The organism is Amycolatopsis sp. NPDC114478 (assembly GCF_055633805.1).
In genome coordinates this window covers 140812-154664 of sequence record NZ_JBVKDO010000007.1, presented here as the reverse complement: position 1 = coordinate 154664, position 13853 = coordinate 140812, and the positions used below count along the sequence as shown (strand labels likewise).

Here is a 13853-nt window from a genome sequence, read left to right as displayed (position 1 = left end):
TCGTGCGTTTTTCTCGGCGCCGCGTCGTCACGACCTGCCGAGCTCCCGGTGGATGAAGTCGAAGATCTCGTCGTCCGTCGCGGCTTCGAGCTGCTGGGCGACCCCGGGACGGCCGTCAGGCGCCCGCGCTTCCCCCAGCTTGTCCAGCATGGTGCGAAGGCGGCTGGTGATTTGACCAAAGGCGGCATCCTCTGGGGAAACCCCTGAAACCAGCGCTTCGATCCGGTCGAGCTCCGTCAAGACCGAGGCTTCTTCGCCGGCCAGCGCCGAAAGCAGGAACCCGGCCAGCGCCGACGGCGTCGGGTGGTCGAAGACGAGGGTGGCCGGCAGCTTCAGCCCGGTCGCCGCGCGCAGGCGGTTGCGCAGCTCCACCGCGGTCAGGGAGTCGAAGCCGAGCTCCTTGAACGGCCGGTGCGCGTCGACCTCGCCGGCACCGGAGTGCCCGAGGACCCGGGCGATGGCGTCGCGGACGTGATCCAGGACCACGCGCTCCTGCTCGACCGGCGGCAGGCCGGTCAGCCGGCTGGTGAACGACTCCGGTGTCGCCTCCGGTTCGGAGCGCTGGGCGTCGAGGGCCCGGCGGACCGCGGGCAGGTCGTCGAGCAGCGGCCGCGGCCGCGCGGCGGTGAAGCCCCGGACGAACCGGTCCCAGTCGACGTCGGCGACGGTGAGCACGGTTTCGTCGCGGTCGAGCGCCTGGCCCAGCGCGAGCAGCGCCCGTTCCGGGGGCATCGCACCGACGCCGCGGCGGCGCAGGTGTTCCTCGGCGTCGTTGTCGCCCGCCATGCCCGCGCCGCGCCACGCGCCCCACGCGATCGAGGTCGCGGTGCGCCCGCGGTCGCGGCGGCGCTGGGCGAGTGCGTCGAGGAACGCGTTGCCCGCCGCGTAGGCGCCCTGCCCGCCGCTGCCCCAGACGCCGGCGTTGGAGGAGAACAGGACGAACGCGTCGACGTCGTCCAGGAGCTCGTCGAGGTGCGTGGCGCCGTCGACCTTGGCCGCCACCACCTCGGCGAACTCGGCGAGGTCGGTGTCGTCCAGCGCGGTGCCCTGGACGATCCCGGCCGCGTGGAACACGGCCCGGACGGGCGTACCCGCTTCGGCCAGCTCGTCGAGCAGCGTTTTGAGGGCCGCTCGGTCGGCGACGTCGCAGGCGGCGATCGTCGTCTCGGCGCCGAGCCCGGCCAGTTCGTCGCGGAGTTCGGTCGCGCCCGGCGCCGCTTCACCACGCCTGCTGGTGAGTACCAGGCGTTGTGTCCCGCGGCCGGCTAGCCAGCGGGCGACGTGCGCGCCGACCCCGCCGGTGCCGCCGGTGATCAGCACGGTGCCGGACGGCCGCCAGTCGCGGGCCGGAGCGCCGTCGCCGAGCGGGGCGGGGACCAGGCGGCGGGTGAGCACCCCGGACGTCCGGACGGCGACCTGGTCTTCGTCTCCCGCCGCGGCGAGGAGCCCGGCCAGCCGCCGCCGGTCGCGCTCGTCCGTCGTCTCGGGCAGGTCGATCAGGCCACCCCAGCGGTCGGCGTGTTCCAGGCCGATGACCCGGCCGAGGCCCCAGACCTGGGCCTGGCCGGCGTCGGTGAGTACGTCGCCGCGGCCGGTGGCGACCGCGCCCGCCGTGGCGAGCCAGAGCGGGGCCGCGATTCCGGCATCGCCGAGCGCCTGGGTCAGGAGCAGGGTGTTCGCGACCCCGCGTTGCCCCGCCGGGTCGAGCGCCAGCAGCGAGAGCACGCCGTCCACGGGGGCGAGGTCGACCAGGCGCTTGCCGAGCGTGGCGCGGTCAGTGTCGCCGACGGCCATTGGGACGACGGTGGCGCCCGCGTCCTCGACGGTCAGCCGGGCCGCGTCGACCCAGGCGTGGTCGCTTTCCGGCGCGACGAGCAGCCAGGTGCCTTCGAGGGGCCGTTCGTCTGTCGCCAGGGGCTTCCACGTGATCCGGTAACGCCAACCATCCACAGTGGACTGTTCGAGCCGGTTGCGCCGCCAGGACGCGAGGGCGGGCAGGACGTCGCCGAGGGGTTCCGGCGCGATCGCGAGGGTGCCGGCGAGCGACGTCACGTCCTCGCGTTCCACCGCCTCCCAGAACCGCTCGTCGAGCGGGTCGCCGGCCGGCGCCGCGGGCTGCGCAGGCTTCGGCCAGTAACGCCGGTGCTGGAACGGGTAGGTGGGCAAGCTGATCGTGCGAGTCTCGGGCACGAAGGCCGTCCAGTCGACGGTGTGCCCCTGCGTCCACAGCTCGGCGACCGAGGCCAGGAAGCGGCGCGGGTCACCTTCGGCGCGACGCAGCGTTCCGACGACGACGCCGGGGGTGTCGTCGAGGGTCTCCTGGACCGCGCTGAGCAGCACCGGGTGCGCGCTGACCTCGACGAAGAACCGGTGCCCGCGCTCGATGAGCGTCCGGGTCGTGTCGAGGAAGCGGACCGGCTCGCGCAGGTTCCGGTACCAGTAGCCGCCGTCGAGGGTGGCGGTGTCGACCGGTTCGGCGGTCACCGCGGAGTAGAACGGGATGTCGCCCGTGCGCGGCCGCAGGCCCGCGAGGACCTCGCGGAGCTCGTCGCGGATGCCTTCCACATAGCTCGAGTGGGAGGCGTAGTCGACCGGGATGCGCCGGGCGCGGATGTCCTGCTCCGCGCAGTGGGCGATCAACTCATCCAAGGCCGCCGGGTCGCCGCACACCACTGTCGACGCCGGGCTGTTGTAGGCCGCGATCGCAACCCCGTCCGGCAGCAGCTCCGAGACGCGTCCGGCGTCGAGCGCGACCGAGGCCATGCCGCCGTGGCCCGCGAGGCCGGCGGCGATCGTCTTGCTGCGTAGCGCGATGACCTTCGCACCGTCCTCGAGGGACAGTCCGCCCGCGACGACCGCGGCCGCGATCTCGCCCTGCGAGTGCCCGGCGACGGCGTCGGGTTCGACGCCGGCCGAGCGCCACAACGCGGCCAGCGACACCATCACGGCCCACGACGCGGGCTGCACCACGTCGACCCGTTCCAGGGCCGCCTCGTCGCCGAGGACATCGGTCAGCGACCAGTCCACGTACGGCTCCAGCGCCGCGGCGCATTCGGCGAGCCGGTCCGCGAAGACGGGCTCGCCGAGCAGGCCGACGGCCATGCCCGCCCACTGCGCGCCCTGGCCGGGGAAGACGAACACCGTCTCCCCCGCGGCCCCGGCCGTGCCGGTGACCACGGACGACCCCGGGGCGTCGACGGCCAGCTCGCGCACCCCGTCGCGGTGGTCGGCAAGGACGACCGCCCGGTGTTCGAAAGTCGAGCGGGTGCGCACCAGCGACCACGCGATCTCCGCGACGCTCCCGGGCACCTCGGCCAGGGCGGCGGCGCGGTCACGGACCACCGCTTCGGACCGGCCCGACAGCACCCACGGCACCGGCCCCGAGCCGCTGGGCGCATCGAGCGCCACGTCGGGGCGGTCTGGCGGCTGCTCGACGATGATGTGCGCGTTCGTGCCGCTGACCCCGAACGACGAGATCCCGGCCCGGCGCGGACCTTCCCGCTCGGGCCACGGCCGCTGCTCGGTCAGCAGCGACACCGCGCCGCTGTCCCAGTCGACGTGCCGCGACGGCTCGCCGACGTGCAACGTCGCCGGCAGCACGCCGTGGCGCAGGGCCAACACCATCTTGATCACGCCGGCGACCCCGGCCGCGGCCTGCGTGTGGCCGACGTTGGACTTGATCGAGCCCAGCCACAGCGGCTCTTCGCGGTCCCGCCCGTACGTCGCCAGCAGCGCCTGCGCCTCGATCGGGTCACCCAGGGTCGTGCCGGTGCCGTGCGCCTCGACAGCGTCCACATCGGACGGTTCCACGCCGGCGTTCGCCAGCGCCGCCCGGATGACCCGCTGCTGCGACGGCCCGTTGGGCGCGGTGAGCCCGTTGGACGCGCCGTCCTGGTTGACCGCGGAACCCCGCACGATCGCCAGCACGGGGTGGCCGTGGCGGCGGGCGTCGGAGAGCCGTTCGACGAGCACGACGCCGACGCCTTCGCCCCAGCCGGTGCCGTCGGCGGTGTCGGCGAACGCCTTGCACCGCCCGTCCGGTGCCAGCCCGCGCTGCCGGCTGAACTCGACGAACAGCCCGGGCGTCGACATGATCGTCACCCCGCCGGCCAGGGCCAGCGAACACTCGCCCGCCCGCAGCGACTGGGCGGCCAGGTGCAGCGCGACCAGCGACGACGAGCACGCCGTGTCGACCGTCATCGCCGGGCCTTCGAGGCCGAGCTCGTAGGCGATCCGTCCGGAAAGGACACTGCCCGCGCTGCCGGTGGCGAGGTAGCCGTCGACGCTCTCTTCGCCGAAGTGCAGGGCGGCGGTGTAGTCCTGCCCGTTGGTCCCAGCGAACACCCCGACGGGCTCGCCGCGCACCGACAGCGGGTCGATGCCCGCCTGCTCCAGGGCCTCCCAGGACGCCTCCAGCAGGAGCCGCTGCTGCGGGTCCATGGCCAGCGCCTCGCGGGGTGAGATCCCGAAGAACTCGGCGTCGAACCGGTCGGCGGCGGCCAGGAACCCGCCTTCGCGGACGTACGTCGTCCCCGCGTGGTCGGGGTCGGGGTCGTAGAGCGCGGCGGTGTCCCAGCCGCGGTCGGCCGGGAACTCCGTGATGGCGTCGCGGCCCTCGGCGAGCAGGGCCCAGAGTTCGTCCGGGTTGCGCACCCCGCCGGGGAAGCGGCAGCTCATCCCGACGATGGCGATCGGCTCGTCGGTGTTCCGGGCGACCGACGCCGGTGCTTCGTCGACCGCGCCCAGCAGTTCGGCGCGGAGGTAGGCCGCCAGCGCGGTCGCGGTCGGGTAGTCGAACGCGAGCGTGGCCGGGAGCCGCAGCCCGGTCGCGGTGTCGAGGCGGTTGCGCAGCTCGACCGCGGTCAGCGAGTCGAACCCCAGCTCCTTGAAGGTCCGGCCGGCCGGGACGTCGTCGGCCGAGCGGTGGCCGAGCGCGAACGCCACCTGCTCGCGCACCACCTTGAGCAGCAGCTTCTCCGCGTCGCCTGAGTTGGCGAGCTTGTCCAGGAGGGAATCCGTGGGCGCCGCGGGCCGGACGTCCGGGAGGTCGGCGAGCAGCGGGCTCGGGCGGTGCGCGGTGAGCGCGGCCGCGAAGCGGTCCCAGTCGACGTCGGCGACGGTGACGGCCGCGCCGCCGCTCTCGACCGCGGCCCGCAGTGCGGTGATCGCCCGGTCGGGCCGCAGCGGGACGAGGCCGGTGCGGCTGAGGTGCTCCTCGGCGGCCGCGGCCGTGGCCATCCCGCCGTCGGCCCACGGTCCCCAGGCGACCGACGTCGCCGCCAGTCCCTGGGCCTGGCGCTGCTCGGCGAGCGCGTCGAGATAGGCGTTCGCGGCCGCGTAGTTGCCCTGCCCGGCCGCGCCGAAGGTGCCCGCGCAGGAGGAGAACAGGACGAACGCTTTTAGCGGGTGCCCGGCGGTCAGTTCGTGCAGGTTCCGGGCCGCGACGGCTTTGGCGTCGACGACCTCGGCGAGCCGCTCCGGGGTGAGGGCTTCGAGCACGCCGTCCGCCAGCACCCCGGCGGTGTGCACGACGGCGGTGAGTTCGCCGACGGTCTCCAAGGTCGCGGCGAGCGCCGCGCGGTCGGTGCCGTCGCAGGCCAGGACGTCGACCCGGGCGCCGAGCGCGGTCAGCTCTTCGCGCAGGGCGGCCGCACCGGGGGCGTCGGGGCCGCGGCGGCTGGTCAGGACGAGGTGCTCGGCGCCGGCGCCGGCCAGCCAGCGGGCGACGTGCCGGCCGAGGGCGCCGGTGCCGCCGGTGACCAGGACGGTGCCGCTCGGCTGCCACGGCGTCCCCGGACGGGCCGCGCGACGGGTGAGCCGCCGGGCCAGCACCGCGGCCCCGCGGAGGGCGACCTCGTCTTCCCCGGTCGCGCCGCCGAGGATCGCGTGGAGGCAGGCGGGCACGGACTCGTCGGCGGGCAGGTCGACGAGGCCGCCCCAGCGGTGCGGGTGTTCCAGGGCGACGGTGCGCCCGAGCCCCCAGACCATCGCCTGTGCCGGATCCGGCACGTCGCCCTCGGCCGCGGCGACCGCGCCGCGGGTGACGCACCACAGCGGCGCGTCGATCCCCGCGTCCCCGAGCGCTTGGACCAGCGCGAGCTGACCTTGGACGTCCAAAGTGGACACTACGCCGGTGACGTCCCGGCCCCGCAGGCGCGCGGCGATCGACGCCCGGTCGTCTCCGGAGGCGACCTCGAGTACGTCCTCCAGAAGGTGCGGGTCGGCGCCGGTGGGCACTACCGCCAGCCAGTTTCCGGGCAGTGTGGCCTCGCCCGGGTCGGCGATGGTCTGCCAGGTGACTTCGTACTCCCCGATCGGCGACGGCCGGTGCGACGACCGGTTCTCCAGCCAGAACCGCGTGCGCTGGAACGGGTAGGTCGGCAAGGCGACCGTGCGAGGGACGTACCCGGGGTGCGCCGCGCGCAGGACCGCGTTCCAGTCGACGGTGTGGCCGCGGGTGTGTGCGTCGGCCAGCGCGGTGAGCAGGCTCGGATACTCGGCGCGGTCCTTGCGGAGCACCGGCACCGACGGGAAGGCGGCCATGGCCGAGAGCACGCCGTCGGGGCCGAGTTCGAGCGCCCGTGTGACGCCGAGTCCGGCGAGGGTCTGCGTGGCGTCGGCGAACCGGACGGTCTCGCGCACCTGGCGCACCCAGTACTCCGGGTTCAGGACTTCGTCTCCGGCGAGGTGACCGGACACTGTGGACACCAACGGGATCTTCGGTGTGGTGTAGGTCAGCCGACCGGCCACGCGGGCGAACTCCGCCAGCATCGGGTCCATCGCCGCCGAGTGGAACGCGTGCGAGACCGTCAACCTGCGGACCTTGCGACCCAGTCCCGCGAAATGCCGTTCGACCGCGTCGACGTCGCCCGAAACCACCACGGCCTCGGGCCCGTTCACCGCGGCCAGGCTCACGCCGTCGTCCAGGACGGCGGCGACCTCGTCCTCGGTGGCCTGTACGGCCAGCATCGCCCCACTCGCGGGAAGCGCCTGCATCAAGCTCGCCCGCGCGGCGACCAGCGTGCACGCGTCCTCGAGGGACAGCACGCCGGCGACGTGCGCGGCGGCCAGCTCGCCGATCGAGTGCCCGGCCACGTGGTCCGGGAGCACGCCCCAGGACTCCAGCAGCCGGAACAACGCCACCTCGACGGCGAACAGCGCGGGCTGGGTGTAGCCGGTCTGATCAAGAAGTCCGGCATCGCCGAAGACGACCTCGCGCAACGGGCGGTCCAGCTCGGCGTCGAGGTGCACGCACACCGCGTCGAAGGCCTCGGCGAACACCGGGAACCGTTCGTACAGCTCAGCGCCCATCCCGACCCGCTGCGAACCCTGGCCGGAGAACAGGAACGCCGTCTTCCCGGGCTCGGCCGGAGCGAGCGGGGACGAGTCGAGGTCGTCGCCCACGAGCACGGCCCGGTACTCGAACGTCGAACGCGCGGCCAGCGCGAACGCGATGTCCAGACGGTCGGCGTCCACGGTCGTGAGTCGGCGGACGGTGTCGCGGACGGCCTGCTCGGTCCGTCCGGACAGGACCCACGGCACCACACCGGATTGCGGGTCATTGTGGACAGTGGGAACAGCCGGTGGTTCCTCGATGATGACGTGGGCGTTGGTGCCGCTGACCCCGAACGAGGACACGCCCGCGCGGCGCGGCCGGTCGCCGGACGGCCAGGGCCGCGCCTCGGTCAGCAGCCGGACCTCGCCCGCCGTCCAGTCGACTCGCGTCGACGGCTGGTCGACGTGCAGCGTCTTCGGCAGTGTCCCGCCCCGCATCGCCAGCACCATCTTGAGCACGCCGACGACACCGGACGCCGCCTGCGTGTGGCCCAGGTTCGACTTCACCGAGCCGAGCCAGAGCGGCTGCTCGCGGTCCCGGCCGTAGGTCTCCAGCAGCGCCTGGGCCTCGATCGGGTCGCCCAGGCTCGTGCCCGTCCCGTGCGCCTCGACGGCGTCCACATCGGACGGTGCAAGGCCCGCGTTCGCCAGCGCCGCGCGGATCACGCGTTGCTGGGACGGGCCGTTCGGGGCGCTCAGGCCGTTGGACGCGCCGTCCTGGTTCATCGCCGAGCCGCGCAGCAGCGCGAGTACCGGGTGGCCGAGCCGCTGTGCGTCCGAGAGGCGCTCGACCAGCACCAGCGCGACGCCCTCGCCCCAGCCGGTGCCGTCGGCGGCGTCGGCGAAGGCCTTGCACCGGCCGTCGCCGGCCAGGCCGCCCTGCCTGCCGAACTCCTGGAACGCGCCGGGCGTCGCCATCACCGTGACGCCACCGGCGATCGCCATCGACGACTCGCCGGAGCGGACCGACTGCGCGGCCAGGTGCAACGCCACCAGCGACGACGAGCACGCCGTGTCGACGGTGACCGCCGGGCCTTCCAGACCGAGCACGTAGGACACCCGGCCGGACACGACGGCACCGGCGTTCCCGGTGAGCAGGTGGCCCTCGACCTCTTCGGGCGCTTCGGTGTGGCCGGTCGCGTAGCCCTGGGTGCCGCAGCCGACGAACACCCCGGCGGCGCTGCCGCGCAGCGAGCGCGGGTCGAGGCCGGCGCGTTCGAAGACCTCCCAGGCGCTTTCCAGCAGCAGCCGCTGCTGCGGGTCCATGGCCAGGGCTTCCCGGGGTGAGATGCCGAAGAAGGCGGCGTCGAACTCGTCGGCGTCGTGGACGAACCCGCCCACGCCGTCGAGGTCCCAGCCGCGGTTGACCGGGAACGGTGACAGGCCCTCGGCGCCGGCCACGACCAGGTTCCACAGGTCCTCCGGCGACCGCACGTCCCCGGGCAGGCGGCAGGCCATGGACACGATGGCGATCGGGTCTTCGGTGTCCGCCCGGGACACGAGCTGCTCGGCCGCCACGGGGTCGGCGTCGATCAGCTCGTGCCCCAGCCTCGCGGCGAGCCGCCGCGGGTCCGGGTGGTCGAACAGCACGACGGCGGGCAGCTTGAGCCCGGTCGCCGCGACGAGCCGGTTGCGCACTTCGAGGGCGATCAGGGAATCGACGCCCAGGTCGCGGAAGGCCCGGTCGGGCTCGACCGAGCCGGGTCCAGGGTAGCCCAGCACGGCGGCGGTTTCGGCGCGGACGAGGTCGAGCAGCGCGTCGGCCCGCGCGGACTCGCTCAGCCCGGAAAGGTACTGCTGGGCGGGTGCGTCCGGGGCCGCGGTTTCCTCGAGGATCCGGCGGACTTCGGGCAGCTCGTCGAGCAGCGGCCGGGGGCGGGCGGCGGTGAAGGCGGGCGCGAACCGCGTCCAGTCCATGTCCGCGACGGACAGGAAGGTCTCGTCGGCCGCCAGGGCCTGCCGCAGCGCGGTGAGGGCGAGCGCGGGGTCCATCGCTCGGACACCCCGGCGGCGCAGCTGCTCGCCGGAGCCGTCACCGGTCATGCCCGGCCCGGCCCACGCGCCCCACGCCACCGACGTCGCGGGCAGGCCGCGGTCGCGGCGGTGCTGTGCGAGGGCGTCGAGGTGGGCGTTGGCGGCGGCGTACGCGGCCTGGCCGCCGCCGCCCCAGACGCCGGCGTTGGAGGAGAACAGCACGAACGCGTCGACGTCGCCGAGGAGTTCGTCCAGGTTCTTCGCGCCGTCGACCTTCGCGCGCAGCGTCTCGGCGACCTCGGCGCGGTCCAAGTCAGCCAGTGGAGCCGAGCGGCCGACCCCGGCTGCGTGCACGACGACGCGGGGTTCGACGTCGGTGAGCAGGGCGCCCAAGGCGTCGCGGTCGGCGACGTCGCACGCGGCGATGGTCACCTCGACACCGAGCGCGGTCAGCTCTTCGCGCAGCTCGGCGGCACCGTCCGCGTCGGGACCCCGACGGCTGGTCAGCACCAGGTGGTCGGCGCCGGCTTCGGCCAGCCAGCGGGCGACGTGCGCGCCGAGCGCGCCGGTGCCACCGGTGACCAGCGCGGTTCCGCTGGTCCGCCACTCCCCTCGCGGCGTGCCGAGCGGCGCGGGGACCAGGCGGCGGACCAGCACCCCCGCCGCGCAGATCGCGACCTGGTCTTCGTTCGCTCCGGCGAGTACCCGGGCCAGGCGGCCGAGCGCGCGGTCGTCGAGCGTCTCGGGCAGGTCGACGAGGCCGCCCCAGCGGTCCGGGTGTTCGAGGGCCACGACCCGGCCGAGGCCCCAGACCTGCGCCTGCTCCGGGTCGGCCAGCCGATCGGAGCGGCCGGTCGACACCGCGCCGCGGGTCAGCAGCCAGAGCGGCGCGGCCACCGTCCGGACCAGCTCGACGGTGCGGTAGAGGCCGTCGTCGGCGAAGGCGAGCAAGGACAGGACGCCGGTGACGCCCTCGGTGGGCAGCTCCGGGAGCGGGGCGCCGGGCTCGACGGTCAGCAGGATCGGCTCGGCGCCGTGCGCGGCCAGGCCGTCGACGAGGTCGGCGACCGGATGGCCGGCCGGGGCGATGACGAGCCAGCGTCCGGAGAGGTCCGCTTCGGGTGGAGTCGAAGGCCGCCAGGCGATCCGGTACCGCCAGTCGTCCACAACGGACTGTTCGTGGCGGCGCTTGCGGTACTGGGCGAGGGCGGGCAGGACGTCGGTGAGCGCCGTCGCGTCGAGGTCGAGGGAACCGGCGAGCGCTTCGGCGTCGCCACTGTCCACAGCGGACCAGAAGTCACTGTCGGCCGCGGCCGATTTATCGGCCGGGGTCAGCCAGTAGCGTTCGCGCTGGAACGGGTACGTGGGCAGGTCGACCGGCCGCGCGCCCGGGAAAAACGGGGCCCAGTCGACGACCGTGCCGCGCGTCCACAGCTCGGCCAGTGACGTCAGGAAGCGCGGCAAGCCGCCGTCGCCCCGGCGCAGCGATCCGACCACGACGGGCTCGTCCAAGGTTTCCTGGACGGCCGCGGCGAGCACGGGATGGGCGCTGACCTCGACGAACGTCGTGTACCCGGCTTCGGCGAGGCCGCGCACGGCCGTGTCGAACAAGACCGTTCGGCGCAGGTTGCGGTACCAGTACGCGGCGTCCAGGGGGCCGGCCCAGTCGCCGAGCACCGAGGAGTAGATCGGGATCTCTCCTTCGCGCGGAGTGATGGGGGCGAGCGCGGCGAGGAGGTCGTCCTCGATGGTCTCGACGTGCGCGGAGTGCGAGGCGTAGTCGACCGGGATGCGGCGGCCTCGGATGCCTTCGGCCGCGCAGGTTTCGACGAGTTCGTCGAGTGCGGCCGGCTCGCCGGACAGCACGACCGAGCCCGGGCTGTTGACCGCCGCGATGCTGATCCGTTCGTCCAGCTTTGCGGTGACCTCGGTCTCGGGCAACGCGACGGAGGCCATCCCGCCCTTGCCTGCGAGTTTCTCGGCGATGAGCTTGCTTCGCAGTGCGACTACGCGAGCACCGTCCTCAAGGGACAGTGCACCCGCTACGACGGCGGCGGCGATCTCGCCCTGGGAGTGCCCGACGACCGCGCCGGGGCGCACGCCCGCCGACTGCCAGAGCGCGGCGAGGGAGACCATCACGGCCCAGGAGGCCGGTTGCACGACGTCGACCCGTTCCAAGGCCTCGGTGTCGCCCAGAACGTCGGTCAGGTTCCAGTCCACATAGGACCATAGGGCTGTCTCGCATTCGACTAGGCGCGCGGCGAAGACCTGGGACTCCCTGAGGAGGTCGACGGCCATCCCGGCCCACTGGGCGCCTTGGCCGGGGAAGACGAAGGCGGTCTTGCCCGGCGGTGCGGCGACGCCGCGGACCACCTCGGCCGACGGCGTCGCGTCCGCGACCGCGTCCAGGCCGCGGACCAGTTCCTCGACGGTGTCGCCGACCACGGCGGCGCGGTGTTCCCAGGCGGTGCGGGTAGCGAGTGTCAGGCCGATGTCGCGTGGCTCGTCTTGGACAGTTTTGCGCAGCAGGTCGGCCTGTGCGCGTATGGCCTCGGCGGTGCGGGCGGAGAGCACCCAAGCCGTCGGGCCTTGTGGCGTTGGGGTTTCTTCCGGCGTGGGCTCGGCGGCCTCGAGGACGACGTGGGCGTTGGTGCCGCCGACGCCGAACGACGAGACGCCGGCGCGTCGGGGCCCACCGGTCTCGGGCCAGGGGGTGTGCTCGGTGAGCAGCTCGACCGAACCGCGTGTCCAGTCGACCTGTGTGGACGGCTCGGTGACGTGCAGGGTGCGCGGAAGTTCGCCGTGGCGCAGCGCGAGGACCATTTTCATCACGCCGGCGACGCCGGCGGCGGCCTGGGTGTGCCCGATGTTGGACTTGATCGAGCCGAGCCGCAGCGGGTGTTCGCGGTCGCGTCCGTAGGTGGCGAGCAGGGCTTGCGCCTCGATCGGGTCACCGAGGGTGGTGCCGGTGCCGTGGGCCTCGACAGCGTCCACTTCGGACGGTTCGAGGCCCGCGTTGGCGAGTGCGGCGCGGATGACGCGTTGCTGGGAAAGGCCGTTGGGGGCGGTGAGGCCGTTGGAGGCGCCGTCGGAGTTGACGGCGGACCCGCGCAGGACGGCGAGCACCGGGTGGCCGTTCTTGCGCGCGTCGGAAAGGCGTTCGACGAGCAGCAGGCCGGCGCCCTCGCCCCAGCCGGTGCCGTCGGCGGTGTCGGCGAAGGACCGGCACCGACCGGAGGCGGAAACCCCGCCCTGGCTGGTGAATTCGACGAAGACGGCGGGCGTGGCCATGACGGTGACGCCGCCGGCGAGCGCCATCGAGCACTCCCCCGCGCGCAGGGCCTGCACGGCGAGGTGCAGCGCGACGAGGGACGACGAGCAGGCGGTGTCGACGGTGACGGTGGGGCCTTCGAGGCCGAAGGTGTAGGCGAGCCGCCCGGAGGCGACCGAGACGGCGCTGCCGGTGAGGAGGTGGCCGCGGACTTCGTCGGGGAGGGCGTCGAGGTCGGTGGAGCCGTAGGCCTGGTTGCTGCAGCCGATGAAGACGCCGGTGCTGCTGGCCTTCAGGGCGTCTCGGTCCAGCCCGGCGCGTTCGAAGGTCTCCCAGGCGACTTCGAGCAGGAGGCGTTGTTGGGGGTCCATGGCGAGCGCTTCGCGCGGGGAGATGCCGAAGAAGCCGGGGTCGAAGCCGGCGGCGTTGTCGAGGAAGCCGCCCTCGGCGGTGTTGCTGCCGGCGAGTTCGGCGACGGTCCAGTTCCGGTCGGCGGGGAAGCCGCCGATGGCGTCGGTGCCGTTCTTCAGGAGGTCCCAGAGCTGGTCGGGATCGGCGACCCCGCCCGGAAAGCGGCACCCCATGGCGACGACGGCGATGGGTTCCCGGGCGGCTTCGGTGAGCCGGTCGTTGTGTTCGCGCAGGCGCTTGTTGTCCCGCAAGGACGCCCGGAGCGCTTCGACGACCTTGTCCTTGTCCTTATCGGCAGACAGTGCCACCAGGTACCTCCGGGTTCACGGCGTGGTCGCCTCGAGTGAACCGCATGCGGGACCGGCAAATCCCCTAAAGTCGGCGGTTGGGGGGTGGGTTGTCCCCAGGGGTGGGTGGTTGTGGATAACCGGGCTTGTGGGTTGGCTTTTCGGGGCGGTTCGTCGGGGGTGGGCGATAGGCTGGACCGGGGTCAGGCCCCCAGGGACGGGTGGGGTTCGGTTGGTGGGGCGGGGCTGCCGGCGGGCCGCACCTCGATCAGCCAGGGGCTTGGCTGGTGGGCTCTCTTCCGGCTGATGGGGCGCTGTCGGTATGCCTCGGACAGGCCGTTCTGCTGCCGACTTGCGGAGGTCGAACGTCTTGGAGTCATTCAAGACCCCGCGCCTTGAATGACTCTTTCAAGACAACCGCTGGCGAGGCCGCCGACCTGCGCCAGCCGAAACGTCCAGCCCGCCCCCGACTTTGCCGGGCCCCTGCCAGGGACCGGTCGAATTCTGTTGGTGGGGCGGGGGGTTGGCCGGCGGAGGCGGGACTTGCCCGGGCGAGTGGACTCGGTCTGCATGGC

Annotated in this window: 1 protein-coding gene; it reads right to left on the bottom strand. The window is 73.7% G+C overall.

Annotation, left to right across the window (positions count from 1 at the left end; all coding sequences use genetic code 11):
* Positions 1-27: 27 nt before the first annotated feature.
* Entirely contained in the window at positions 28-13299 is a 13272-nt protein-coding gene (locus tag ACZ7OH_RS21340) for a type I polyketide synthase (protein WP_470282352.1), read from the bottom strand.
* Between the last annotated feature and the right edge of the window lie 554 nt (positions 13300-13853).